The sequence below is a fragment of the Streptomyces sp. NPDC058880 genome (genome assembly GCF_042742535.1).
Classification (GTDB): Bacteria; Actinomycetota; Actinomycetes; order Streptomycetales; family Streptomycetaceae; genus Streptomyces.
Genome location: NZ_JBHYMC010000078.1, coordinates 1 through 23,399, shown reverse-complemented (window position 1 = coordinate 23,399; position 23,399 = coordinate 1). Strand labels below are relative to the sequence as shown.

Annotated in this window: 22 protein-coding genes; 19 read left to right on the top strand and 3 right to left on the bottom strand. The window is 72.7% G+C overall.

From position 1 onward, the window contains the following. Window positions 1-169 precede the first annotated feature (169 nt). The 9 genes from ACFW2G_RS29700 to ACFW2G_RS29660 all read left to right on the top strand — a co-directional run bounded on the left by ACFW2G_RS29700 (window position 170) and on the right by ACFW2G_RS29660 (window position 7,837). A complete protein-coding gene (locus ACFW2G_RS29700) occupies window positions 170-1,180 on the top strand; it encodes a sugar ABC transporter substrate-binding protein (RefSeq protein ID WP_078555779.1) in 1,011 nt (336 codons plus the stop codon). After that, on the top strand, window positions 1,177-2,211 hold the full coding sequence (locus ACFW2G_RS29695) for an ABC transporter permease (RefSeq protein WP_384584995.1): 1,035 nt from the start codon (window positions 1,177-1,179) through the stop codon (window positions 2,209-2,211). Before ACFW2G_RS29700 ends, ACFW2G_RS29695 begins: the two co-directional genes overlap by 4 nt. After that, a complete protein-coding gene (locus ACFW2G_RS29690; RefSeq protein ID WP_384584998.1) occupies window positions 2,178-3,137 on the top strand; it encodes an ATP-binding cassette domain-containing protein in 960 nt (319 codons plus the stop codon). The genes ACFW2G_RS29695 and ACFW2G_RS29690 overlap by 34 nt, the downstream gene beginning before the upstream one ends. After that, the gene (locus ACFW2G_RS29685; RefSeq protein ID WP_037915719.1) at window positions 3,134-4,312 is read left to right on the top strand and encodes an ROK family glucokinase; all 1,179 of its coding nucleotides are present in this window, start codon (window positions 3,134-3,136) and stop codon (window positions 4,310-4,312) included. The genes ACFW2G_RS29690 and ACFW2G_RS29685 overlap by 4 nt, the downstream gene beginning before the upstream one ends. Beyond that, window positions 4,309-4,902 carry a hypothetical protein gene (locus tag ACFW2G_RS29680; protein ID WP_037915722.1) on the top strand — a complete coding sequence of 198 codons (594 nt, stop codon included), beginning with the start codon at window positions 4,309-4,311 and terminating at the stop codon, window positions 4,900-4,902. Before ACFW2G_RS29685 ends, ACFW2G_RS29680 begins: the two co-directional genes overlap by 4 nt. A gap of 45 nt (window positions 4,903-4,947) precedes the next feature. Beyond that, window positions 4,948-5,580 (top strand): MBL fold metallo-hydrolase, encoded by a 633-nt coding sequence (locus tag ACFW2G_RS29675; RefSeq protein WP_384446864.1) that lies wholly within the window; start codon window positions 4,948-4,950, stop codon window positions 5,578-5,580. A 36-nt stretch (window positions 5,581-5,616) separates the two neighbouring features. After that, complete coding sequence (locus ACFW2G_RS29670) at window positions 5,617-6,402, top strand: exodeoxyribonuclease III (protein WP_384446862.1); 786 nt, start codon at window positions 5,617-5,619, stop codon at window positions 6,400-6,402. Window positions 6,403-6,505: 103 nt separating this feature from the next. Next, window positions 6,506-6,946, top strand: a complete 441-nt coding sequence (locus tag ACFW2G_RS29665; protein WP_384585002.1) for a DUF6278 family protein — start codon at window positions 6,506-6,508, stop codon at window positions 6,944-6,946. 147 nt (window positions 6,947-7,093) lie between these two features. Beyond that, window positions 7,094-7,837 (top strand): amino acid ABC transporter ATP-binding protein, encoded by a 744-nt coding sequence (locus ACFW2G_RS29660; RefSeq protein WP_037915733.1) that lies wholly within the window; start codon window positions 7,094-7,096, stop codon window positions 7,835-7,837. 45 nt (window positions 7,838-7,882) lie between these two features. On the opposite strand, the gene ACFW2G_RS29655 is transcribed toward ACFW2G_RS29660, so the two are convergent. Then, window positions 7,883-9,481, bottom strand: a complete 1,599-nt coding sequence (locus ACFW2G_RS29655; RefSeq protein WP_384585005.1) for a CocE/NonD family hydrolase — start codon at window positions 9,479-9,481, stop codon at window positions 7,883-7,885. Window positions 9,482-9,612: 131 nt separating this feature from the next. Beyond that, window positions 9,613-10,806, bottom strand: coding sequence for an Ig-like domain-containing protein (locus ACFW2G_RS29650; RefSeq protein WP_384585008.1), 1,194 nt, complete (start codon window positions 10,804-10,806; stop codon window positions 9,613-9,615). Between the two features lie 224 nt (window positions 10,807-11,030). Here ACFW2G_RS29650 and ACFW2G_RS29645 point away from each other — a divergent pair, with 224 nt between their 5' ends. The 6 genes from ACFW2G_RS29645 (at window position 11,031) to ACFW2G_RS29620 (ending at window position 17,909) form a co-directional block, all read left to right on the top strand. Continuing rightward, window positions 11,031-12,200 carry a lipid II:glycine glycyltransferase FemX gene (locus ACFW2G_RS29645; protein ID WP_384585011.1) on the top strand — a complete coding sequence of 390 codons (1,170 nt, stop codon included), beginning with the start codon at window positions 11,031-11,033 and terminating at the stop codon, window positions 12,198-12,200. After that, complete coding sequence (gene murJ, locus ACFW2G_RS29640; protein ID WP_384585014.1) at window positions 12,197-13,870, top strand: murein biosynthesis integral membrane protein MurJ; 1,674 nt, start codon at window positions 12,197-12,199, stop codon at window positions 13,868-13,870. The genes ACFW2G_RS29645 and murJ overlap by 4 nt, the downstream gene beginning before the upstream one ends. A gap of 40 nt (window positions 13,871-13,910) precedes the next feature. Then, window positions 13,911-14,594: a response regulator transcription factor gene (locus tag ACFW2G_RS29635; RefSeq protein WP_037915752.1), complete on the top strand. Its 684-nt coding sequence runs from the start codon at window positions 13,911-13,913 to the stop codon at window positions 14,592-14,594. A gap of 6 nt (window positions 14,595-14,600) precedes the next feature. Continuing rightward, window positions 14,601-16,046, top strand: a complete 1,446-nt coding sequence (locus tag ACFW2G_RS29630) for a HAMP domain-containing sensor histidine kinase (RefSeq protein ID WP_037915755.1) — start codon at window positions 14,601-14,603, stop codon at window positions 16,044-16,046. Next, the gene (locus ACFW2G_RS29625; protein ID WP_384446854.1) at window positions 16,043-16,579 is read left to right on the top strand and encodes a hypothetical protein; all 537 of its coding nucleotides are present in this window, start codon (window positions 16,043-16,045) and stop codon (window positions 16,577-16,579) included. The genes ACFW2G_RS29630 and ACFW2G_RS29625 overlap by 4 nt, the downstream gene beginning before the upstream one ends. A gap of 70 nt (window positions 16,580-16,649) precedes the next feature. Further along, on the top strand, window positions 16,650-17,909 hold the full coding sequence (locus ACFW2G_RS29620) for a cytochrome P450 (RefSeq protein WP_384446852.1): 1,260 nt from the start codon (window positions 16,650-16,652) through the stop codon (window positions 17,907-17,909). On the opposite strand, the gene ACFW2G_RS29615 is transcribed toward ACFW2G_RS29620, so the two are convergent. Further along, the gene (locus ACFW2G_RS29615) at window positions 17,869-18,594 is read right to left on the bottom strand and encodes a hypothetical protein (protein ID WP_037915762.1); all 726 of its coding nucleotides are present in this window, start codon (window positions 18,592-18,594) and stop codon (window positions 17,869-17,871) included. The genes ACFW2G_RS29620 and ACFW2G_RS29615 overlap by 41 nt on opposite strands. Window positions 18,595-18,809: 215 nt before the next feature. Between ACFW2G_RS29615 and ggt the strand changes: the two genes are divergently transcribed. The 4 genes from ggt (at window position 18,810) to ACFW2G_RS29595 (ending at window position 23,284) form a co-directional block, all read left to right on the top strand. Next, window positions 18,810-20,615: a gamma-glutamyltransferase gene (gene ggt / locus ACFW2G_RS29610; RefSeq protein WP_078555781.1), complete on the top strand. Its 1,806-nt coding sequence runs from the start codon at window positions 18,810-18,812 to the stop codon at window positions 20,613-20,615. Between the two features lie 248 nt (window positions 20,616-20,863). Next, a complete protein-coding gene (locus tag ACFW2G_RS29605) occupies window positions 20,864-21,040 on the top strand; it encodes a hypothetical protein (protein WP_157840144.1) in 177 nt (58 codons plus the stop codon). Between the two features lie 219 nt (window positions 21,041-21,259). Continuing rightward, entirely contained in the window at window positions 21,260-21,640 is a 381-nt protein-coding gene (locus ACFW2G_RS29600) for a PPOX class F420-dependent oxidoreductase (RefSeq protein WP_037915767.1), read from the top strand. 99 nt (window positions 21,641-21,739) lie between these two features. Beyond that, a complete protein-coding gene (locus ACFW2G_RS29595; RefSeq protein ID WP_384585017.1) occupies window positions 21,740-23,284 on the top strand; it encodes a hypothetical protein in 1,545 nt (514 codons plus the stop codon). The last annotated feature ends 115 nt before the right edge of the window (window positions 23,285-23,399 follow it).

The window sequence follows — 23,399 nt, the reverse complement described above, 5'->3', positions numbered from 1 at the left end:
GGTCTGCGGGGGCATGCCCCGATGGCCCTTCATGGTCCACCGTGGCGGATACTGGGCGGCTGAAACCGGAATGACCGAATCATGACGGACGGCGCAGCGCGCGGGACGGACGCGGCGGCGGACAAGAGGGACGAGACGGACGAGATGCACGAGGGAAGGGCGCGGCGACGTGGCTAGGGTTCGGACAGGGGTACGCGTCGTGGGCGCCGTGCTCGCGGCGGCGCTGGGGGCCTCGCTCGCGGGTTGCAGCAGTACGGGCGGCAAGCGCGCCGAGGAGCGGGCGAAGGCCGCAGAGGCGGGCCGGCCGGCCGTCTCCACCCCGCGCTGGACCTTCGCGATGGTGACCCATGCGGGCGACGGCGACACCTTCTGGGACATCGTCCAGAAGGGGGCCAAGGAGGCCGCCGCCAAGGACAACATCAACTTCGTCTACTCCCACGACGACCAGGCCCAGCAGCAGGCGCAGTTCGTGCAGAACGCCATCGACCAGAAGGTCGACGGGATCGTCGTCAGCCTGGCCAAGCCCGAGGCCCTCAAGGACGTCGTCCAGAAGGCCGTCAAGGCCGGCATCCCGGTGATCACGGTCAACTCCGGTTCCGCCCAGTCCGCCGCGTACGGCGCCCTCACGCACATCGGCCAGGACGAGACGGTCGCGGGCGAGGCCGTCGGCACCGAGCTGGGCCGGCGCGGCCGCAAGAAGGCCGTCTGCGTCCTGCACGAGCAGGGCAACGTCGGTCACGAGCAGCGCTGCGCCGGCGCGAAGAAGACCTTCCCGGGAGAGATGGAGAACCTGTACGTCGAGGGCACGAACATGCCCTCCGTGCAGGCCGCCGTCCAGGCCAAGCTCCAGGCCGACCCGTCCATCGACGCGATCCTCACCCTCGGTGCGCCCTTCGCCCCCACCGCGGTCAAGGCCAAGGACGCCGCCGGGAGCAAGGCCGAGGTCGACACCTTCGACCTCAACGAGTCGGTGGCCCGCGACCTGAAGTCCGGCGCCCTCGGCTTCGCCGTGGACCAGCAGCCCTTCCTGCAGGGATACGAGGCCATCGACCTGCTGTGGCTCTACCGCTACAACGCCGACGTGCTCGGCGGCGGACGTCCCGTGCTCACCGGACCGCAGATCGTCACCGCAGCCCAGGCAGCCGAGCTGGAGGAGTACATCGAGCGGGGCAGCCGATGACCGCCGCCACCGCCGTCGACGAACGGCTCGCCCCGGCATCGCTCCTGCGCCGGCTGCTCGCGCGCCCCGAGCTGGGCGCGGTGGTCGGCGCCGTGGCCGTCTTCGTGTTCTTCTCCATCGTCGCCCCCACCTTCCTGCAGGCCTCCAGTCTCAGCACGATCCTGTACTCGGCCTCCACCATCGGGATCATGGCGGTCCCCGTGGCGCTGCTGATGATCGGCGGCGAGTTCGACCTCTCGGCGGGTGTCATGGTCACGACCTCCGCCCTGGTGAGCTCGATGTTCAGCTACCAGATGACCGCCAACGTCTGGGTCGGCGTCGGCGTGTCCCTGCTGGTCGCCCTCGCCATCGGCTTCTTCAACGGCTTCATGCTGACGCGCACGAAGCTGCCCAGCTTCATCATCACCCTCGGCACCTTCCTGATGCTGACCGGTCTGAACCTCGGATTCACCAAGCTGATCAGCGGCACGGTCTCCACCAAGTCCATCGCCGACATGGAGGGCTTCCCCTCCGCCCGCGCCCTCTTCGCCTCGAAGTGGGAGATCGGCTCGGTCACCCTCCAGATCACCGTCCTGTGGTGGCTGGCCCTGGTCGCCGTCGCGACGTGGATCCTGCTGCGCACCCGTGCCGGCAACTGGATCTTCGCCGTGGGTGGCGGGGCCGACGCGGCCCGCGCGGTCGGCGTGCCCGTCGTGAAGACCCGCATCGGCCTCTACATGGGTGTCGCCCTGTGCGCCTGGATCTCCGGCCAGCACATCCTCTTCTCCTTCGACGTGGTCCAGTCCGGCGAGGGCGTGGGCAACGAGTTCCTCTACATCATCGCGGCGGTCATCGGCGGCTGCCTCATGACCGGCGGCTACGGCTCCGCCATCGGCTCGGCGGTCGGTGCCTTCATCTTCGGCATGACCAGCAACGGCATCGTGTACGCGCAGTGGAACCCGGACTGGTTCAAGTTCTTCCTCGGCGCGATGCTCCTGCTGGCCACGCTGCTCAACGCATGGGTCCGCAAGCGGGCGGAGGCGAGCAAGTGACCACCATCGGAGCCACCACCGCCGGCGGCGGGACGACCGCCCTGGTGAAGCTGACCGGAGTCAGCAAGTTCTACGGCAACATCCGCGCCCTCCAGGACGTCTCCCTGGAGGTCTCCGCGGGCGAGATCACCTGCGTCCTGGGCGACAACGGCGCCGGCAAGTCCACCCTCATCAAGATCATCGCGGGGCTGCACCGGCACGACGCCGGCACCTTCGAGATCGAGGGCGAGGAGACGGTCCTCGCCAACCCGCGCGCGGCCCTCGACCGCGGCATCGCGACGGTCTACCAGGACCTCGCCGTGGTCCCGCTCATGCCCGTCTGGCGCAACTTCTTCCTCGGCTCCGAGCCGACGAAGGGCCGCGGCCCGCTGCGCCGCCTCGACGTGCAGGCCATGCGCCACACCACCCGCGACGAGCTGCTGCGCATGGGCATCGACCTGCGCGACGTGGACCAGCCCATCGGCACCCTGTCCGGCGGCGAGCGCCAGTGCGTGGCCATCGCCCGCGCCGTGTACTTCGGGGCGAAGGTCCTCGTACTCGACGAGCCGACCGCGGCCCTCGGGGTCAAGCAGTCCGGCGTGGTCCTCAAGTACGTCGCAGCGGCCCGCGACGCCGGTCTCGGTGTGGTCCTGATCACCCACAACCCGCACCACGCGCACCTGGTCGGGGACCGCTTCGTGCTGCTCAAGCGCGGCACCATGGCGGGCAGTCACACCCGCGACTCGATCACCCTGGACGAGCTCACCCGCCAGATGGCGGGCGGCTCCGAGCTCGACGAGCTGAGCCACGAACTGGAGCGGGTGGCAGAATCGGGACCGGGCGTCACGGACGCCGCGGCCCGCGCAGCCGGCCGCACCGGACCGGCGGGCCCGACCGACCAGGCCACCCGCACCACCGCACCCACGAGGGACGACACGACTCGATGAGCACGTACCGGGACTTCACGCTCACCCACCGCGGGTCGGCGCGAGGCACCGTCCTGCGCACCATCGGCACCCGCGAGCGGCGGTCGCACCTGACCGCCCCGCGCGTCCCGACCGTCGGCATCGACATCGGCGGCACCAAGGTGATGGCCGGGGTCGTCGACGCCGACGGGATCATCCTGGAGAAGATCCGCACCGAGACCCCGGACAAGTCCAAGAGCCCCAAAGTGGTCGAGGACACCATCGTCGAGCTCGTGCTCGACCTCTCCGACCGGCACGACGTGCACGCCGTCGGCATCGGCGCGGCCGGCTGGGTGGACGCCGACCGCTCCCGGGTCCTCTTCGCACCCCACCTGGCCTGGCGCGACGAGCCCCTGCGCGACGCCCTCCAGGCCCGGCTCGCGGTCCCCGTCATGGTCGACAACGACGCCAACACCGCCGCCTGGGCGGAATGGCGTTTCGGCGCCGGACGCGGCGAGGACCACCTCGTCATGATCACGCTCGGCACCGGCATCGGCGGCGCCATCCTCGAAGGCGGCCAGGTCAAGCGCGGCCGCTACGGGGTCGCCGGCGAGTTCGGCCACATGCAGGTCGTCCCCGGCGGCCACCGCTGCCCCTGCGGCAACCGTGGCTGCTGGGAGCAGTACAGCTCCGGCAACGCCCTGGTGCGCGAGGCCCGCGAGCTGGCCGCCGCCGACTCCCCGGTGGCGTACAACATCATCGCCAGGGTCGGCGGGAACGTCTCGGAGATCACCGGGCCGCTGATCACCGAGCTGGCCCGCGAGGGCGACGCCATGTGCGTCGAGCTGCTCCAGGACATCGGCCAGTGGCTCGGGGTCGGCATCGCCAACCTCGCCGCCGCCCTCGACCCGTCCTGTTTCGTCATCGGCGGCGGCGTCAGCGCCGCCGACGACCTGCTGATCGGCCCCGCCCGGGATGCCTTCCGACGCCACCTCACCGGCCGCGGCTACCGCCCCGAGGCCCGTATCACCAAGGCCCAGCTCGGTCCCGAGGCGGGTATGGTCGGCGCCGCCGACCTCGCCCGGCTCGTCGCCCGGCGTTTCCGCCGCGCCACCCGCCGACGGGTCGAACGCCACGAGCGCTACGCCCAACTGGGCCAGTTCGCCCGCAGACGCGAGACCGCCGCACCCGAGGACCAGGACCAGGACCAGCCGTGAACCCGCCCACCCTGCCCCACCAGGCCTCGGCCCCCGACGAGGGCGGCACGCCCGCGCCCGCCGCCGAGGACCGCAGGCACGTCGTCAAGCGCCGCTGGATCACTGCGATCATCATCGTGCTGCTGATCGGCGTGCCCGCGGGCTACCTGGCGATCTCCACCCAGCAGAGCCGCGAGAGCGGCCGGGACAAGGCCGCCAAGGTCGGTGCGTCCAAGGTGCGCCCCGGCTGGCCCTCCCGGGTGCAGCGCAGCATCTACGAGGTGCCGATCCCGTCGAAGGCCTGGAAGGTCGGGTTCCTGGAGACCAACAACTGGCGCACGAGCCGGCTCTTCACCCAGTTCGCGGTGACCCCGGCCGACCTGGACGCCTTCCTCGCCTCCGTCGGCACCGGCCGCGGCGAGCTGGTCCGCGGCGAGGTCACCATCTCGCCCCACGACGCCGAGGTCGCGGGTTGGAGCTGGAGCCCCCGCGCCACCTGGTACGGGACCAGCCTGGAGCAGGCCGACCCGCGTCCCGACCGGGACATCACGGTGGACCTCACCGACCCCGAGCACCCGAAGGTCTACGTGGTCTCCACGGCCACCCCGTGAACGCCGGCTCGTGAAACGGGCCCGCCGCGGTACTAGCCTGGGATCATGAAGCTCACCAAGCGGCTGCACTCCTGCGTCCAGTTGGAGAAGGACGGGCGCACGCTCGTCATCGACCCGGGCGCCTTCAGCGAACCGGACGCCGGTCTCGGGGCGGACGCCCTGCTGGTCACCCACGAACACCCGGACCACTTCGACGAGGGCCGACTGCGGGCCGCCCTCGATGCGAATCCGGCGGCCGGGCTGTGGACCCTGCGCAGCGTCGCCGAGCGGTTGGCCTCCGCCTACCCGGGCCGGGTGCACACCGTCGGCCACGGCGACACCTTCACCGCGGCCGGGTTCGGGGTGCAGGTGCACGGCGAGCTGCACGCCGTGATCCACCCGGACATGCCGCGGGTCACGAACGTCGGCTACCTCGTGGAGGGGTCCCTCTTCCACCCGGGCGACGCGCTGACCGTGCCGGGGGTCCCGGTGGAGACCCTGATGGTGCCGGTGCACGCGCCCTGGAACAAGGTCTCCGAGGTGATCGACTACCTCCGCGAGGTCGCGCCGCGCCGGGCCCTGGACATCCACGACGCCTACCTCGCCGACATCGCCCGGCCGATCTACGACGTCGCCCTGGACACGCTGGGCGGCACCGACCACGGGCGGCTCGCCCCGGGGGACAGCACCGAGCTGTGACGGTCGCTGTCGGTGCCGGACGGTAGGTTGGCGGGTATGCGTATCGCCACCTACAACGTCAACTCCATCACCGCCCGGCTGCCGCGCCTGCTGGCCTGGCTGGAGAGCTCCGGCACCGACGTCCTGTGCATCCAGGAGACCAAGTGCTCGGCGGAGCAGTTCCCGCACGAGCAGCTGCGCGAGCTGGGCTACGAGGCGGCCGTCAACGCCACCGGCCGCTGGAACGGCGTGGCCCTGCTCTCCAAGGTCGGCCTGGACGACGTGGTCACCGGGCTGCCGGGCGGCCCCGACTACGAAGGCGTCCAGGAGCCCCGGGCGATCTCCGCCACCTGCGGCGGGGTGCGGGTCTGGTCGGTGTACGTGCCCAACGGCCGCGAGGTCGAGCACGACCACTACGGTTACAAGCTGGACTGGTTCCGCTCCCTGGCCGCGGCCGTCACCGAGGACGCGGCCGGCCCGCGCCCCTTCGCCGTGCTCGGCGACTTCAACGTGGCCCCGACCGACGAGGACGTGTACGACCCGGCCGTCTTCGAGGGCCTCACCCACGTCACCCCGGCCGAGCGGGCGGCCCTGGAGGCGCTGCGCGCCGTCGGCCTCTCGGACGTCTTCCCGCGCGCGCTGAAGTACGACCGGCCGTACACCTTCTGGGACTACCGGATGCTCGCCTTCCCCAAGAACAAGGGCATGCGCATCGACCTGGTCTACGGCAACGAGCCCTTCACCAAGGCCGTCACGGACGCCTATGTCGACCGCGAGGAGCGCAAGGGCAAGGGTGCCTCCGACCACGCACCGGTCGTCGTCGACCTCGATCTCGACCGGTAGGCCCGGAGCCCCGCCGGCGGCCGGTCCCGGGCGGCCGATCCGGGGCGGCGGATCCAGGCGCGCCCTGTGGCCAGCTGCGGATCCTGGTGCGACGCTGGGCGGTATGAACATCCCTTTCCTGGACAACTGGCTGAACCGGCGTGGAGCGGAACAGCGTGCGGGGCTCGCCGACGCCCTCGTGGGCGACCCCGAGGGCGTCGCCGAGTTGTTCTCGGAGTGCGAGATGCTGCGGGTCCATGCACGGGCGGCCGGGCTCGAACTCGACGGGAGCCCGGCTTCGTTGGACTCCCTCGACCAGCTGATGCCGCGCTGGCGGCGGGACCCCGAGGTGGTGCCCTGGCTCGGCAACGACGCGGGTTTCTACCTCGGCACCGTGATCGTCCGGACCGTCCCGGGGGCGGCCTGGCAGGTGTGGCCCAACGGCCAGCCAGTGATCCGCCTGGCCTCCGGCCGGGAGCTGAACGTCATCGAGTCGGGGGTGTCCTGGGCGATGACCGGTTCCCCCGAGCTCAGCCAGGCGTACGCGGAGGCCTCCGAGGGCTGACCCGCCCCGCGGCCCGCCGCGGCAGACGGCGGCGCACCGCGGCGCACCTCGGCTCGCGGCGGCGGACGGCGTGTCGCGGCGAAGTGGCTTCCACCGCTGGATAGTTTGCGCTCGCCGGCATCCGACACCGAGTGGGCAGGGCAGCGCATGGCCGTCGATCCTCTGATCGAGCTGCGGGACGTCAACAAGCACTTCGGACCGCTGCACGTGCTGCGGGACGTCAGCCTCACCGTCGGCCGCGGGGAGGTGGTGGTGGTCATCGGGCCCTCCGGCTCCGGGAAGTCCACCCTGTGCCGGGCGATCAACCGGCTGGAGACCGTCGAGTCGGGCACGATCCTCATCGACGGGGAGCCGCTGCCCGCCGAGGGCAGGGAGCTGGCCCGGCTGCGCGCCGAGGTGGGGATGGTCTTCCAGTCCTTCAACCTGTTCGCGCACAAGACGGTCCTGGCCAACGTCTCGCTCGCGCAGGTCAAGGTCCGCGGTCGGGCGAGGGGCGAGGCGGACCGGCGTTCCGGGGAGCTGCTGGAGCGCGTCGGCCTCGCCGACCAGGCGGACAAGTTCCCCGCCCAGCTCTCCGGCGGCCAGCAGCAGCGCGTGGCCATCGCCCGCGCCCTCGCCATGGACCCGAAGGCCCTGCTCTTCGACGAGCCCACCTCCGCACTGGACCCGGAGATGATCAACGAGGTGCTGGAGGTCATGCGGCAGCTCGCCCGGGAGGGCATGACCATGGTCGTGGTCACCCACGAGATGGGCTTCGCCCGCTCCGCCGCCCACCGCGTGCTGTTCATGGCCGACGGCCGGATCGTCGAGGATCGCACCCCGGAGGAGTTCTTCACCGCCCCCGCGAGCGACCGGGCCAAGGACTTCCTCTCCAAGATCCTCAAGCACTGAGGGCTTCTGGAGGGCGGGCCGTCCGGGCCCGGCCGCTGCCGGGGATCACCGCTCGCGCAGCGGTACCGAGACGTAGCTGGGGTCGCCCTGGGGCGAGGAGAAGGTCAGCTGCGCGCCGGCGGGGTTGTGCTCGATGTAGAGCGGGTCGACGGTGTCGATGACCAGCGCGAGCCGGTGGCCCGCGGGCACGTCGTAGGCGGTGGAGAAGAGTTCCAGGTCCACGCCGAAGGCCCGGCCCGGGGTCTTGCCGTGGAAGGTGTACGGGGCGTTGCTGACCAGCTTGCCGATGCCGAGCGGGCCGACGTCGTAGAGGTACGCGACGAAGGTGCCGTCGCCCTTGGTGGGCGTGACGGTGGTGTGCAGCCGGACCGTGCCGCGGATCCGGCGGGCCTCGTCGTAGCGCCCCGACCGCCAGACGGCGGCGAAGGAGCGGGGGAGGAGAGGGATCGAGGCGATCGGGGGCGCCTTGAAGAACTGGTCGAGGACGCTGGAGAGGAGTACGACGCCGCCGTTGGCCCCGGAGTCGATGTTCGCGAACAGGTGCTCGCTGTCGGAGAGCGCGATCCTCTCGGTGCCGCCGGAGCCGACCGAGGCCCAGTCGGCGTACCCCTCGTAGCCGTTGTCGCTACGGGACTTGATCTGCACCGGGGCCTCGGTGTCGACGCCGTTGCGCTCCCCCTTGAGGTAGCGGTCGAACCAGCGGTGGGCGTTGTTCCAGGTGTCGTTGGGCAGGCCGAGTAGGCCGGTGCCCTCGGCCGTGGCATGGTCTCCGGGGCGGAACTCCAGCCGCTTGGGGCCGGTCAGCCGCTCGTAGAACTGCGCGTACTGGTTGGGCGGGAAGACCGTGTCGCCCCAGGCGTTGCCGAGCATGATCGCGGCGCCGTTGGCGTTGATCCGGTCCACCTGCTCGGAGGCCGACCGCTTTCTGCCCCACTCGATCATCTGCTGCTCGCGGTCCAGCCGGGAGCCGAGGAAGTCACCCAGGATCGACTGGAGTTCGGGGCCGGGGCGGCCGGTGAGGTATCCGGCGGCCCCGAGCAGCCCGGCGGCCTGGAGGTGCTGGGTGCGGCCCGAGTAGATGGACTCGATGAGGTCGGCCCAGCCGCTCATGGCGACCACCGCCTTGACCCGCGGATCGTGTGCGGAGGCCAGCAGGGTGATGCCGGCGCCGTAGGAGACCCCGCCCAGGCCGATGCGGTCCGCGTCGGCGGGGGTGTGGGCGAGGGCCCAGTCGATGACGGCGGAGACGTCGGCGACGTCCGGCGGCCCGGCCACCTCGATGCGGCCGCCGGAGAGCCAGAAGCCGCGGGAGGTGTAGGAGACCACGACATAGCCGGAGTCGGCCAGCCTCTTGGCCTGGGCGATGTATTCGATCTGCGGCAGCCCCCAGCTGGTGGGCAGCACGATCAGCGGATACTTCCGGCCGCTCTGGGCTCCTGCCGGGGTGAAGACGTTGCCCTTGAGGGTGATGCCGTCGGAGCCGGGAATGTCGTGAAAGCGTAGGTCTGCGGCGGCGGTCCGCGCGGCGGCGGACACGGTGGCCGCGGCGGGTACGGGTGCCGCCTGGGCCTGGTGGGGGGCCAGGCCCAGGGCGGTCGCCGCCAGGAGTGCCGCCACGGCCGCGGCGGTGGTGGTGCGTTCCATCGGTCGCTCCTCGCGTGCACCGGAGTCCTAAAAGTGACCCGACGGTAACGGGAGCGTCTTACCGAAGGTAACCCGTCGGTAAGTTACGTGGTGGTAACAATTGAACGAAAGTCAGCAGTGTGGTCCGCGGGTCAGCCGTTCTGCGGGGCGGCGGACAGGGCGCTCTTGGCCTTCCACTGGTCCCAGGAGAGGTTCCACTCGCCGTAGCCGTTGCCGATGTCGGCGTTGCCCTTGGAGCCCGCGCCGACCACCTCGAAGGCGTCGCCGATCTGGGACTGGGCGAAGAACTCCGCGGCGTTGGCGTCGCTCATCCCCACGCAGCCGGAACTGCTGTTGGTCCGACCGAAGTTGGCCTCGTTCCACGGGGCGGCGTGCGCGTACATGCCGGACCAGGTGAGCCGCATCGAGTAATCGACCATCTTGTCGTAGGCGTTGTCCAGGCCCACCGTCTGGGAGTCCATCCGGATGGTGCCCTCCTTCGACATGATCACCATCTTCCCGGACCAGGACGCCTTCTTGCCGCCCGGAGTGCCGGCCGAGATCGGGATCGCCTTCTGCGCCTGGCCGTCCTCGGTCACCGTCAGCTTCTTGGTGTCGAGGCTGACCTGCACCCGGCGGTCCTTGCCGATCTTGAACTCGGTGTTGTAGTCCCGGGCGAACAACCCGCCGCCCTTGCCGGAGTCCACACCGTTCAGGTTCATCTCGACCTTCACCTCGGTGCCGGACTTCCAGTAGTCCTTCGGCCGCCAGTCGATACGGTCGTTGCCGGAGTGGTCCTTGATCCAACCCCAGGAGCCCTCGGTGTTGTCCGACGTGGTGACCTTGAGCTGCTTCTCCACCTCGGCCTTGTTCGTCACCGGGTTGTCGAAGACGATCGACACCGGCATCGCCACGCCCACCGTGCTGCCCTTGGGGACGTTGATCGAGACCTTGTTCACCCGGTCGGCGGCGCTGGTCGTGAACTGCGTGACGGCGCTCTGGCTCTCGGTGTTCTGTGCCTCCACCTTGTACTCCCCACCGGGCGGGGCGTTGCGCTCCGAGGTCCAGGTCCTGCCGTCGTCGGCTATCTTGCCGGGCAGCTCCGCGCCCTTGGCGTCGGTCACCTTCACCTGCGCCAGCTTGCCCTCGGCGACGGTCACGGTCACCGGCTGGCCCGCCTTGACCTGATCGCCCGTGAGGTTCACCGAGACCGCCATGGGCGCCTTCGACTTCGGTTCGTCCTTGCCCTTGCCGTCGCTTCCGCCGTCACTCCCGCCCGAGCAGGCGGTCAGCGCGGCGGCCAGGAGTGCGGTGCCCGCAATGGCGGTGCGGCGTGTGCGGCTCAACGAAGGGCCCCTTCGAGTCGTGGTGGTGATGGGCGTTCGCACATGAGGATGGGAACGGGACGACTCTAGGTTGCGCAAACAGCGGAAAAGCTCGGCCTCCGCGTTGTGACGTGGACCGCAGCGAAACGGTCATCGTCCGGTCACATGCGCCGCGCACTCCGGTCACGGGCGGCTGTGAGAGTCCTGTGAACGACCCCGCACGACGAACAGGAAGGCCGTCAGCCGTGTGCGCACTGCTCGTTACCCCCGCCCGGCAGGACCAGGACCAGGATCAGGAGCTCCGGGTGCGCACCCTGTCCCTCCCCGAATACCGGGCCTTCCTCTGCCGGACCCGGGCGGCGAGCTTTCTCCAGCACCCGTCCTGGGCCCGGGTGAAGGACCTCTGGCGCTCGGAAATGGTCGGATGGCACTCGCCCGGGGGCGAGATCGAAGGTGCCGGGCTCGTTCTCTATCGGCAATTTCCCGGCACCCGCAAATACTTCGCCTACCTCCCCGAAGGGCCCGTCGCCGACTGGGCCGACCCGCGCATCGACCGCTGGCTGGACCCGCTCAAGCGACACCTGCGCGCCGCCGGGGCCTTCGCCGTCCGCATGGGCCCCAGCCCCGCCTACCGCCGCTGGGACGCCGCCGCCGCCAAGGCCGGTACCGGAGCGGGCCGCCGGATATCCGACGTCCTCGCCACCGAGGTCGACCCGGTCGGCGCCGCCCTCGCCGACCGGCTGCGCTCCCGCGGCTGGAAGCGCTGCGGCGGCGAGGACGACGGCGACGCCCAGCCCCGCCACGTCTTCCGCGTCCCGCTCGCCAGGCGCTCCCTCGACGACCTGTGGTCAGGCCTCAACCAGGAGTGGCGGCGCAACGTGCGCAAGGCCGACAAGGCAGGAGTGGAGACCGTTCTCGGCACCCCCGCGGACCTGCCCGAGTTCTACCGGCTGCTGCGGATCACCGAGGAGCGCGACGGCTTCCGGCTCGGCCGCTCCCTCGCCTACTACGAGCAGCAGTACCGCGTCCTGAACGAGGAACAGCCCGGCCGGATGCGGCTCTACCTGGCCGTCCACCGCGGCGAGATCCTCGCCGCCCACACCATGATCAGCACCGGCGCCAGGGTCTGGTACCAGACCGGTGCCTCCGCCGACCACCGGCGCGAAGTGCGACCCAGCAACGCCCTGCAGTGGCGCATGATGCGCGATGCGCACGCCCTCGGTGCCGACGAGTACGACATGCGCGGGGTACCCTCCACCCTCGACCCCGACGAACGTTCCTTCGGGCTGCTGCGCTGGAAGCTCGGCACCGGCGGGCAGGTCGTCGAAACGCTCGGTGAATGGGAGATCCCGATGGACGGAGTCGCCAACGCGACGCTCCACAAGGCGTTCCAGGCCTACCTGGCCCGCCGGTGACGGCCACCGACACCAGACCGGCCGGCCCCGCCGCCGCCGCCGACGGCGCGGCACCGGCGCAGAGCTCGGTGCTGCGCAGCGGCGCGCTCATGGCGGCCGGCTCGATCGTCTCCCGCGCCACCGGCTTCATCCGCTCCGCCGTCGTCGTCGCCGCGCTGGGCACCGGACTCCTCGGCGACGGCTACGCCGTGGCCAACACCGTCCCGAACATCATCTACATCCTGCTCGTCGGCGGAGCGCTCAACGCCGTCTTCGTGCCCGAGCTGGTCCGGGCCGCCAAGGAACACGCCGACGGCGGAGCCGCCTACACCGACCGGCTGCTCACCGCCTGCACCGCGGCCCTCGTCGCCGTCACCGCCGCAGCGGTCCTCGCCGCCCCGCTCATCGTCTCGGCGTACACCGGCTACACCGGTGCCCAGGCGAGCACCACCGTGGCCCTGGCCCGCTACTGCCTGCCCCAGATCCTCTTCTACGGGCTCTTCACCCTCCTCGGCCAAGTGCTGAACTCCCGCGGTCGGTTCGGCGCCATGATGTGGACCCCGGTCCTCAACAACATCGTCATCATCGCCGTCTTCGGGCTGTTCCTGTACGTCTCCCACGACGCCGCCGGCGGCCTCACCGCCGCCGAGACCCGGCTCCTGGGCCTCGGCACCACCGCGGGCATCGTCGTCCAGGCCCTCGCCCTCGTCCCGTCGCTGCGCGCGGCCCGCTTCCGCTGGCGCCCCCGCTTCGACTGGCGCGGCAGCGGCCTCGGCCGCCCCCTGCGCAACGCGGGCTGGCTCGTCCTGCTCGTCCTCACCAACCAGATCGCCTACTGGGTCGTCACCCGGCTCTCCACCGCGACCGGACAGCGGGCGGTCGAGGCCGGCCTCGCGGGCGGCGCCGGCTACACCGCCTACAGCAACGCCTACCAGCTGTGGATCGTCCCGCAGGGCATCATCACCGTGTCCCTCGTCACCGCCCTGATGCCCCGGATGAGTTCCGCCGCCACCGACGGCGACCTCGGCGCCGTCCGCCGCGACGTCTCCTCCGCACTGCGCTCCAGCGCCGCCCTCGTCGTGCCCGCCGCCGCCCTCATGGCCGCCCTCGCCCCCTGGGTGATGGGCAGCGTCTTCGGGTACGGGCGCACCGGTGCCGCCGACATCGAGGTCATGGCCGGCATGCTCGCGGCCTTCGCCCCCGGCCTGGTCGCCTTCTCCGCGCAGTACGTGCTCTCCCGGGGCTTCTACGCCCTCTCCGACACCCGCACCCCCTTCTTCCTCAACCTCGTCATCGTCACCCTCAACGCCGGACTGTCGGCCGCCGCCTACCTCCTGCTCTCCCCGCGCTGGGCGGTCACCGGCATGGCCGCCGCCTCCTCCGCCGCCTTCCTCGCGGGCGCCGCCGTCACCGGATACGCCCTCGCGCGACGGCTCGGCCCGCGCTCCGGCAGCCGCACCGCACGCCGCGCCACGGCCGTACGCACCCACCTGCGGCTGCTCGCCGCCTGTGCGCCCGCCGCCGTCGCGGCCCACGCGACCGCCCGCGCCGCCGAGCGCTTCGGCGACTTCGCCGCCGTCGGCGCGGGAACCGCGGCCCTCGTCCTGCTCGTCGTCCTCCTTGCCCGGCCGCTGCGCCTGGCCGAGATCACCGACCTGCTGGACTCCCTGCGGCGCAAGACCGGCCGGTAGCGGGAGGAGAAGCCGAAGAACGCCTTGGGATACTGACCGGATGCCACGTGTACTGCTGATCGAGGACGACCCTTCCGTCCGCGAGGGGGTGGGCCTCGGCCTGCGCCGCCGCGGCCACGACGTGCGGGCCGCCGAGACCGGGGAGGACGGACTCGCCCTGATGGCGGCCTTCCGACCCGAGCTCGTGCTGCTGGACCTGATGCTGCCCGGCATCAACGGCGTCCAGGTCTGCCACCGCATCCGCCAGACCAGCGAGGTTCCGATCATCATGCTCACCGCACGTGGCGACGACTTCGACATCGTCATCGGGCTGGAGGCGGGCGCCGACGACTACATCGTCAAACCCGCCCGCACCGAGGTCATCGAAGCCCGCATCAAGGCCGTCCTGCGCCGGCTCAGCGACCCGGTGGGGTCCCGTCCCGGCATCGAGACGCACGGCGAACTCGCCATCGACCGCGCCGGGCTGACCGTCGCGAAGAACGGCGACCGCGTCGCCCTCGCCCCCAGCGAGATCAAGCTCCTGCTGCACCTGTCGGCCTCGCCCGAGCAGGTCTTCTCCCGCCAGCAGCTCCTGGAGTACGTCTGGGACCACAGCTACCACGCCGACGCCCGGCTCGTGGACGCCTGCGTACGCCGCCTGCGCCACAAGATCGAGGACCCCGCCCGCAGCCCCCGCTACATACAGACCGTGCGCGGCTTCGGCTACCGCTTCGGCCCCCTGTAGGCCGCGGTGCGACGCATAGCCCCCCTGGGGCTGCGCACCCGGCTGATAGCGGCCTTCCTCCTGGTCGCCGCGATCAGCGCGGGAACCACCGCGGCCCTGACCTACCAGCAGGCGCGCAACGCCATCCTCAAACAGACCCAGGACACCGCCGTCAGCACCCTGCGCGACCAGGTCGAGCAGCAGCAGCTCCAGTTGCCGCTGGACCAGCAGGAACTGCAGCGCATCGTCATCGAGCTCGGCAAGCGCGGTAAACCCCACCCGTGGATCGTCTTCGGCGAGTACGGCGGCCTACGCGTCTCCACCAACCCCGGCACGCCCACGTCCACCGTGATCACCGACAGCCTGCGCGACCGGGTCCGCAACAACCAGTACGCCGCCTTCCAGCGCGTCGAGGACCAGCGCGGCAACCCCTGGCTCACGATCGGCGTCCCCGCGGTCTTCGAGCACAACGGATTCACCGATTCCACCGGCGTCGTCTTCTACGCCAGCGTCCCGCTCTCCGGCGAGAAGCAGACCGTCGAAGCCATGGTCGAGGCCGCCCAGCAGGGCGCCGTACCGGGCCTGGCCATCGCCGTCGTCCCCGCCCTGCTGGCCGCCCGCAGCGTGCTGCGGCCGGTCCGCGACATGCGCCGCGCCGCACAGAAACTGGGACGCGGCCGCCTCGACACCCGCATCGAGGTCCGCGGCGCGGACGAACTCGCCGGACTCGCCCGCACCTTCAACGAGACCGCCCGAGCCCTGGAACAGTCCGTACGCGAACTCCAGGAGGCCGAGGTCCGGGCCCGCCGCTTCGCCTCCGACGTCTCCCACGAACTACGCACCCCGCTCGCCGGGATGCTCGCCGTGACCGAGGTCCTCGACGAGGACGCCGCGCGCCTGGACGCCGACACCGCCAAGGCCCTGCGCCTGGTCAGCGCCGAGACCGGCAAACTCGCCGTTCTCGTCGAGGACCTCATGGAGATCTCCCGCTTCGACGCCCGGGCCGCCGAGCTCAACCTCGACGACGTGGACATCGCCGAAGCCGTCCGCAAGACGCTCGAACGGCGCCACTGGGACGACCACCGCGTCACCACCGCGCTGCCCCACGGCGTACGCGCCCGCCTCGACCCGCGCCGCTTCGACGTGGTCCTCGCCAACCTCGTCGGCAACGCCCTGCGGCACGGCGGCGCCCCCGTCCACGTCACCGTGCGCACCGCACCCGGCGAGAACGGCGAACGGCTCCTCGTCGACGTCGCCGACAGCGGACCCGGCATCGCCCCCGAGGTGCTGCCGCACATCTTCGACCGCTTCTTCAAGGCCGACGCCGCCCGGACCCGTTCCGCCGGCAGCGGCCTCGGACTCGCCATCACCCTGGAGAACGTCCGCCTGCACGGCGGCACCCTCCGGGCGGGCAACCGGCCCGCCGGCGGTGCCCTCTTCACCCTCGACATGCCGCTGGAGGCCCGCGCATGACAGGGCGCACGACGAGAGCCCGCGCCGCGGCGGCCACCGCCGCGCTGGCGGCCAGCGCCCTGCTGCTCGCCGGATGCGGGATCAAGCGCACCGGGGTGATCGAGAGCGGCCACGCCGCCGCCGTCGGCATCCCCGGCGGTAAGAAGGCCGCCGTCCTCTACTTCGTCGCCAAGGAGGGTGACCGGCTCGTCCCGGTCCCCTTCCCGCTCAGCAGCGAGTACATCATCGCGCCCGTACCGCTGGTGCGGCTGCTGCTCCAGGGGCCCACCGGTCCGGCTTCGGCGGCCGGACTCACCACGGCGCTGCCGCAGGTCTCCGACGAGCAGGTGGACGCGGTGGCGGTGAGCAAATACGCACCGGACAAAGGGTTGACGGTCAGCGTCCCCTTCGCGGTGGGAGGCCTCTCGGAGCTGGCCCGCAACCAGCTGGTGTGCACCCTCGGCGTCTCCGCGGTGCCGGACACCCTCAGCCGGGTCAGCATCAAGGGCACCGACACCGTCCTTCCCGCCGCCGACTGCGACCCCCGGCGCTGACGCCCGGCGGCTCCGGCCCGCAGGGGCGGCGCCCTTGCGGGCGCGACCGCACGCCCGCCACCGTGGCCGCATGGACCACGCCGCGGACATCCCCGACATCTTCGACCCACGCATCTACGCCGCCGCGGTCCCGCACGACCGCTACCGGCTGCTGCGCGACCGCCACCCCGTGGCCCGGCAGGCGGAGCCCGAGATCGAGGGCTGGCCCGCCGGCCCCGGTTTCTGGGCCGTCACCCGGCACGCCGACGTCGTCCGGGTCCTGCGCGACCACCGGACGTACTCCTCCTGGCTGGGCGCCACGCAGATCCGCGACCCCGACCCGGCCGACCTGCCCTTCCTACGCCGCACCATGCTCAACCAGGATCCCCCCGAGCACGGCGGACTGCGCCGCCTGGTGGCCCGCGCCTTCACCCCGGCCCGCGTCGACGCCTTCACGGGGCGCGTGCGCGACCGGGCCCGCACACTGCTGGCCGCGGCCCGGGACGCGGCCGAGGACGGCGCCGCCGACATCGTCCGAACCGTCACCGACGAGTACGCGCTCCTCAACCTCACCGACCTGCTCGGCATCCCGCCCGCCGACCGGGCCCTGCTGCTGGAATGGACCGTACGGGTCATCGGCTACCAGGACCCGGAAGACACCCCCGCCCCGCTCCTCGACCCCGACGGCAAGCCCCGCAACCCGCGCTCACCGGCGCTGCTCGGCGAGATGTTCGGGTACGCCCGCGCACTCGCCGCCCACAAACGCCGACACCCCGGCGACGACGTGATGACCGCCCTGGCCACCGCCGGGCTCGACCCGGCCGAACTGGAGATGTTCTTCTTCCTGCTCACCGTGGCGGGCAACGACACCGTGCGCAGCGCCGCCCCCGGAGGCCTGCTCGCCCTCGCCCACGCCCCGGACGAGTACCGCCGGCTCGCCGAGGGGAACGTGCCCCCGGAACGCGCCGTCGACGAACTCCTGCGCGTCCACCCACCGGTCCTCAGCTTCCGCCGCACCGCCGCCGTCGACCACGAACTGGCCGGACAGCCGGTCCGGACCGGTGACAAGGTCGTCGTCCTCCACGCCTCCGCCAACCACGACGAACGCGTCTTCACCGACCCGGGCCGCCTGGACCTCGGCCGCACGCCCAACCCGCACGTGTCCTTCGGGGACGGCCCGCACGTCTGTCTCGGCGCGCACTTCGCCCGCCTCCAGCTGCGCACCCTCTACCAGGAGTGGTGTACTGCCATGCCCGCACCCGAACTCACCGACCCGCCAAGGCGGTTGGTATCCAACTTCATCAACGGGATCACACGGCTGCCGCTGCGGGTGTCCGGGCCGGCCCGGTGACGTCCGCGACCAGCTCGGTCACGTCCGGCCCGTAGGCGTCGGAGTTGACCACCTTCAGCACCAGGCAGAAGGAGCCCACCCCGTACCTGCGCGCCAGCCGCGTGTGGTGTCGGCCCAGGTACCGGGCGGCCGCCTGGTTGCTGACCGCGGTCTGGCCCGAGAGCAGGAACACCGGACGGCCGCCCTCCCCGCCCACCAGCCGGGCCAGCACCACGAACTCCTCCAGCCCCTTGCGCCACCGGTAAGTCTCCCCGCCCACCGTGATCGCGCCCCGGTCCTCGTGCTGCTCGGTCTCGGTGTTCACGGTGATCCCCGGCAGCATGGACGCCAGGTGCGCCGTGGTGCGGGCGTTGGACGACGGCCCGCCGACGCAGAACTCGGCCCGGTCGCCGAACCCCTGACGGGCCGTGTCATGCGTGACGATCTGGACGTTCGCCCCGCAGTCCTTGATCAGGGCGGAGATCTCCAGCAGGGCGAAGGCGTCGTTGCGGTGCAGGGAGGAATCCTTTCCCCCCATCTGCCGATTGACCACGAACAGGCAGTCGGAGCCGGTCGGCAGCCCGAAGAACGCCTGCTTGCGGCGGAGCGCGCGCCGCCAGAGGAAGGTCCGGGAGAACCAGCCGAACCCACCGCTGACGGCGGCGGCTATCACCCCGAGCACGATGTTGCGCACGTCGTCGTTCATGCGCCGGATGCTAGTACGCCGACCGGCGGGGTTCACCGGGCCGCGGTCCCGGCACGGCACCTCGCCGCGTCACCGGACCGCGTGGGCCGGCCGCGGCGGGACCACCGCCGGGGCCCGATCCGGTCGGTCCGGCCGTACGGCGCGCCCCCGCCGACGCCCTGACGGGGCGGCGGGCCCGGCGCTAGGCTCGGCCCACGCTGCCACTGGAGGTCCGGATGCACCGTCCCGCCGTAGCCCGCACGTTACCGCTGCTGACCGTCGTCGCCGCGCTCGCCGCGACCACGGCCGCCCCGCCCGCCGCCGCGACCCCGGCCCCACCGGCGAAGGCGCCCGTCGCCGTCGGCTACGGCGGAGCCGTCGCCAGCGTCGACGCCGACGCCTCGGCCGCCGGGATCGCCGTGCTGCGCGCCGGCGGCAACGCCGTCGACGCGGCCGTCGCCACCGCCGCCGCACTGGGGGTCACCGAGCCCTATTCGGCGGGCATCGGGGGCGGAGGCTACTTCGTCTACTACGACGCCCGCTCGCACCGGGTGCACACCATCGACGGCCGGGAGACCGCCCCGGCCACCGCCACGGCCGCCCTGTTCCAGGAGAACGGCCTGCCCATCCCCTTCGCCGAGGGCCAGACCAGCGGCCTCGGCGTCGGTGTCCCCGGCACCGCGGCCACCTGGAAGAGCGCACTCGACGCCTGGGGCAGCCGCCCGCTGCGCCACCTGCTCAAGCCCGCCGAGAGACTGGCCCGCGACGGCTTCACGGTGGACGCCACCTTCCGGGCCCAGACCGAGCTCAACGAGGCGCGGTTCCGGGACTTCCCGGACACCGCCAAGCTCTTCCTGCCCGGCGGCTCCCTGCCCGCCGTCGGCTCCACCTTCAAGAACCCCGACCTCGCCGACACCTACGCCGAACTGGCACGCAAGGGCACCGGCGCCCTCTACCGGGGCCGCATCGCCGACGACATCGTCCGCGCCGTCCGCACGCCCCCGGTGGACCCCGCGGCCACCCGTACGGTCCGGGCGGGTGACCTGACCGCCGGGGATCTGCGCGCGTACGGCACCAAGCGGCAGACCCCGACCCGGGTGAACTACCGGGGCCTGGACGTCTACAGCATGGCGCCGTCGTCCTCCGGCGGCACCACGGTCGGCGAGGCGCTGAACATCCTGGAACGGACCGACCTCGCGAAGCTCTCCGACGCCCAGTACCTGCACCACCTCATCGAGGCCTCCCGGATCTCCTTCGCCGACCGCGGACGCTGGGTCGGCGACCCGGCCGCCGAGGACGTACCGACACGCGAACTGCTCTCGCAGCGGTTCGCCGACTCCCGAGCCTGCCTGATCAGGCCCGACCGGGCCCTGACCAGCCCGCTGGCCCCCGGCGACCCGCGCAGCCCGCAGCCCTGTGCCACCACCGGGCAGGCCGCCCCCACCACGTACGAGGGCGAGAACACCACGCACCTGACGGTCGCCGACCGGTGGGGCAACGTCGTCTCCTACACCCTGACCATCGAGTCCACCGGGGGCAGCGCGATCACGGTCCCCGGCCGCGGGTTCCTGCTCAACAACGAGCTCACCGACTTCTCCTTCGCCCCGGCGGCCCCCGGAGTCCCGGACCCGAACCTGCCCGGCCCCGGCAAGCGGCCGCGCTCGTCGATGTCCCCGACGATCGTGCTGGACCACGGCCGGCCGGTGCTGGCGGTCGGGTCGCCCGGCGGTGCCACGATCATCACCACCGTCCTGCAGACCCTGACCGGCCACCTGGACCGGGGCCTGCCGCTCGTCGACGCCATCGCCACGCCACGGGCCAGCCAGCGCAACCAGACCACCACCGAGCTGGAGCCGGGCCTGTGGAACAGTCCGCTGCGCGCCGAACTGGAAGCCCTGGGCCAGGGCTTCCGACAGAACCCGGAGATCGGCGCCGCCACCGGCGTCCAGCGGCTGCCCGACGGCCGCTGGCTCGCGGCGGCCGAGACCTCCCGACGCGGCGGTGGCTCGGCCATGGTCGTACACCCGCACGGCACATGGTGAAGGACGCCCCAGGAGGACGGAGCACGGACGGACCGTGGTGAGGACCCCGGCCCGCGTCCGGTGATCGCGACCGCGGGCTCCGCACGGGCGGCGCGGGTGCCGTCGGCGGAGCGCGGGGTCCGGTCGTCGCCGACGCCGTCGCACCGGGCGGCGTCCGTGCCACCGCGATCGTGCCGTTCGGGCGGGAGCCGGGGCCGAACGGCCCAAACTGCGGTGGGACGTGCCGTGGGCGGGGCAGACGTCAGGGCGTGTCAGCAACGAACGCAGCCAAGCGACTCGGATGCGCAGCCGTCGGCGCCCTCCTCGCGGGAGGCCTGCTGCTGGCGGCGTGCGCCCTGCCGGACGGCCGTCCGGGAACCGTGCACGACGCGGACGGGCGCGGCCGCACGGGACCCGCTGAGCCGGGCGGTCCGCACGGCCGCTGAGCGGTGAGCTGACGTTCCGGCCCCCGACAGGTGGTGCGAGGTGCCCATCCGCCGCCGGGGCGCGCCGCGCCCGGGACGTGGGCGCGCCGTGTCGCCCCCCACCCCGCCCTTGCCCCACCCGGCCCCGGCCCACCTCACCCCACCCCATCCGGCAGGCCGGGTCCGGCCGATGCGGCGGCGGTGGGCCGGGTCGCCGGCCGTCCGCGCTAGGGTCCGGGTATGGGTCTCCAGCAGCTCGGCAGCGCGCGGTACGTCAGCCTCACCACGTTCCGCAAGGACGGCACGCCCGTGGCCACGCCCGTGTGGGCGGTCGCCGACGGGGGTGAGCTGTACGTGTGGACGCGCAGCGATTCGTGGAAGGTCAAGCGCATCCGCAACGACGGGCGGGTCACCGTCGCCGCGTGCGACGTGCGCGGGCGCCTGGAGGAGGGGACTCCCGTGTACGAGGGGCAAGCCCGGCTGCTCGACGACGACGGCCTGCGCCGGGTGCGCAAGCTGATGTCGCGCAAGTACACCTGGCAGTTCTGGGCGGTGGACGTGCCCGCCGCTCTGGTGCGGCGGGGCAAGCGCCCGCACACCGCGATCGCCGTCAAGCTTTGAGACTCCCGTAGCCCGCCCGTAACACGGGTGGGGTCCAATGCGGTCATGGAGACCGCGACTTCACTTGCGATCAGTCAACTCTCCGGATATTTGCGGGGGTTGACGCAGAGGCTGGATGCCGGAGCGGGCTGGTACGGGGAGTTCCTGCGTCGGGATCCGGAGGGCATGCGGGCCTGCCTGGACGGGGTGGCGATACCTCCGTGGGACGTGGTGGAGTCGCTGCTGCGGGACCTGGCGGGGGTGGGCGGCGCGGAGCTCGCGGCGCGGGAGACGGTATACGCCGCGCGGCTGCGGGCGGCAGCGGTCACCGTGTGGGACCGGCTGCCGGGGGGCGGCGAAGAACTGCGGACCCTGCTCGCGGCGGCCGCGGCCCAGCGGGCCGAATCGGAGGCCGCCCTGCGGACCCTGACCGCACGGCTCGGCGGGACCGCAGACCGGGCCCAGACCGAAGCCCTGACCCGCGAACTGTCCTGGACCCAGGACGACGTGGCCCGCGCCGCGGCCCGCCACGAGGACCTGGCGGCCCGCCTGGCCGCCCTGGAGGCCGCCCCGTCGCAGGTCGTCCCCCAGCAGCGGCCCGCACGACCGCCCCGGCCCGCTAGCGGAACGGACCCGCGACCGGTACCTGCGCCCCGTGCGGGCGTACCCGCCGGGCCCGCCGGGGACACCGCCCCGGCGGGCACCCGGCAGGCGTCCCCGGCCGAAGCGGGTGCGGGGCCGGAGGATCCGGGCCCGCAGGCCGCGGAACCGGGGTCTGCCGCGTCCGCCCGGACCGCTGCACGGCCGGGAGCCCGGCCGCAGGACGGGGCCGGCGGGGCCGACGAGGGCGCGACGGCGGTGCTGCCGCCCGTCGGGCGGGCCGAGGGACGGTGGCTGCGCGGGGCGCGGCGGGTCGGGGGTGCCCGGTACGCCGGGACGGCGGCTTCCGAGCCCCTGGCGTTCACCCCGCCTCCCGGCCACCCGGACGCCCACGCCCCGGGTGGGCCGGGCAGCCCGGAAGCCCGTCCCGCCCCGCGCGGTGCCCGGTTCGGCCCGCCGAAGGCCGCACCCGAGCCGCAGCCCGAGCCGCAGCCCGAGCCCGCGGCCGTACCGGAGGCCGCGCCCGAGCCCGCGCCACCGCCCGGCAGGCCGCGGGCCGTCGCCGCCGAACTGCTCGCCCTGCGCGCGCAGGGGCGTACTGGTGAGGCGCACGCCCTGCTCTGCCAGGCCGCGGCCTGGCCCGCCGGACAGTTGCCCGCCCTGGCCGCCGAACTCGCCCGCGCGGGGCTCACCGCCGACTGGGCCACCCTGCTCTGGGAAGCGGCTTCGCTGCCGCCCGAACGGCTCGCGGCCGCCGCAGCGGCCCTCGGCGACGCCGGCCGGGAGGCCGACCGTGACGCCCTGTTGCGCCAGGGCGTCGCCCGCCCCTCCGCCGAGGTCGCGGACGCGGCCCTCGCGCTCGGCGCGGCCGGCCGGAACCGGGAGGCCGACGCCCTGCTCGGAGCCTTCGTGCGGGTCCGCACCGCGGAGGAGGCCGCCGCCCTGGCCCGGTACGACCCGCGGTGGCTCGCCCCCCGTCTGCTCCAGGCGGCCGGTTTACTCTCCGGCGCCCGCCACCGCGACCTCCTGCACGCCCTGCGGGTGGCCGGCATCGTCGCCACCTAGTACTCCAGCAGGATCCTACGGTCTGACGCGTAAATAGCAGCAGGTCAGGGCGGGGGTTGGCAGCACTGGGTGCCCGGTGGCCTTGGGGCGCCGGGTGTCTGGAGCTGTTGGTCAG

What these genes read in the sequence shown, in the direction of transcription:
- ggt (WP_078555781.1), top strand. Translation starts at nt 18,810, where the DNA reads ATGCACCGTCCCGCCGTAGCCCGCACGTTACCGCTGCTGACCGTCGTC.
- ACFW2G_RS29665 (WP_384585002.1), top strand. Translation starts at nt 6,506, where the DNA reads ATGAACATCCCTTTCCTGGACAACTGGCTGAACCGGCGTGGAGCGGAA.
- ACFW2G_RS29685 (WP_037915719.1), top strand. Translation starts at nt 3,134, where the DNA reads ATGAGCACGTACCGGGACTTCACGCTCACCCACCGCGGGTCGGCGCGA.
- ACFW2G_RS29625 (WP_384446854.1), top strand. Translation starts at nt 16,043, where the DNA reads ATGACAGGGCGCACGACGAGAGCCCGCGCCGCGGCGGCCACCGCCGCG.
- ACFW2G_RS29660 (WP_037915733.1), top strand. Translation starts at nt 7,094, where the DNA reads ATGGCCGTCGATCCTCTGATCGAGCTGCGGGACGTCAACAAGCACTTC.
- ACFW2G_RS29670 (WP_384446862.1), top strand. Translation starts at nt 5,617, where the DNA reads ATGCGTATCGCCACCTACAACGTCAACTCCATCACCGCCCGGCTGCCG.
- ACFW2G_RS29615 (WP_037915762.1), bottom strand. Translation starts at nt 18,594, where the DNA reads ATGAACGACGACGTGCGCAACATCGTGCTCGGGGTGATAGCCGCCGCC.
- ACFW2G_RS29675 (WP_384446864.1), top strand. Translation starts at nt 4,948, where the DNA reads ATGAAGCTCACCAAGCGGCTGCACTCCTGCGTCCAGTTGGAGAAGGAC.
- ACFW2G_RS29600 (WP_037915767.1), top strand. Translation starts at nt 21,260, where the DNA reads ATGGGTCTCCAGCAGCTCGGCAGCGCGCGGTACGTCAGCCTCACCACG.
- ACFW2G_RS29635 (WP_037915752.1), top strand. Translation starts at nt 13,911, where the DNA reads ATGCCACGTGTACTGCTGATCGAGGACGACCCTTCCGTCCGCGAGGGG.
- ACFW2G_RS29620 (WP_384446852.1), top strand. Translation starts at nt 16,650, where the DNA reads ATGGACCACGCCGCGGACATCCCCGACATCTTCGACCCACGCATCTAC.
- ACFW2G_RS29690 (WP_384584998.1), top strand. Translation starts at nt 2,178, where the DNA reads ATGGGTCCGCAAGCGGGCGGAGGCGAGCAAGTGACCACCATCGGAGCC.
- ACFW2G_RS29655 (WP_384585005.1), bottom strand. Translation starts at nt 9,481, where the DNA reads ATGGAACGCACCACCACCGCCGCGGCCGTGGCGGCACTCCTGGCGGCG.
- ACFW2G_RS29695 (WP_384584995.1), top strand. Translation starts at nt 1,177, where the DNA reads ATGACCGCCGCCACCGCCGTCGACGAACGGCTCGCCCCGGCATCGCTC.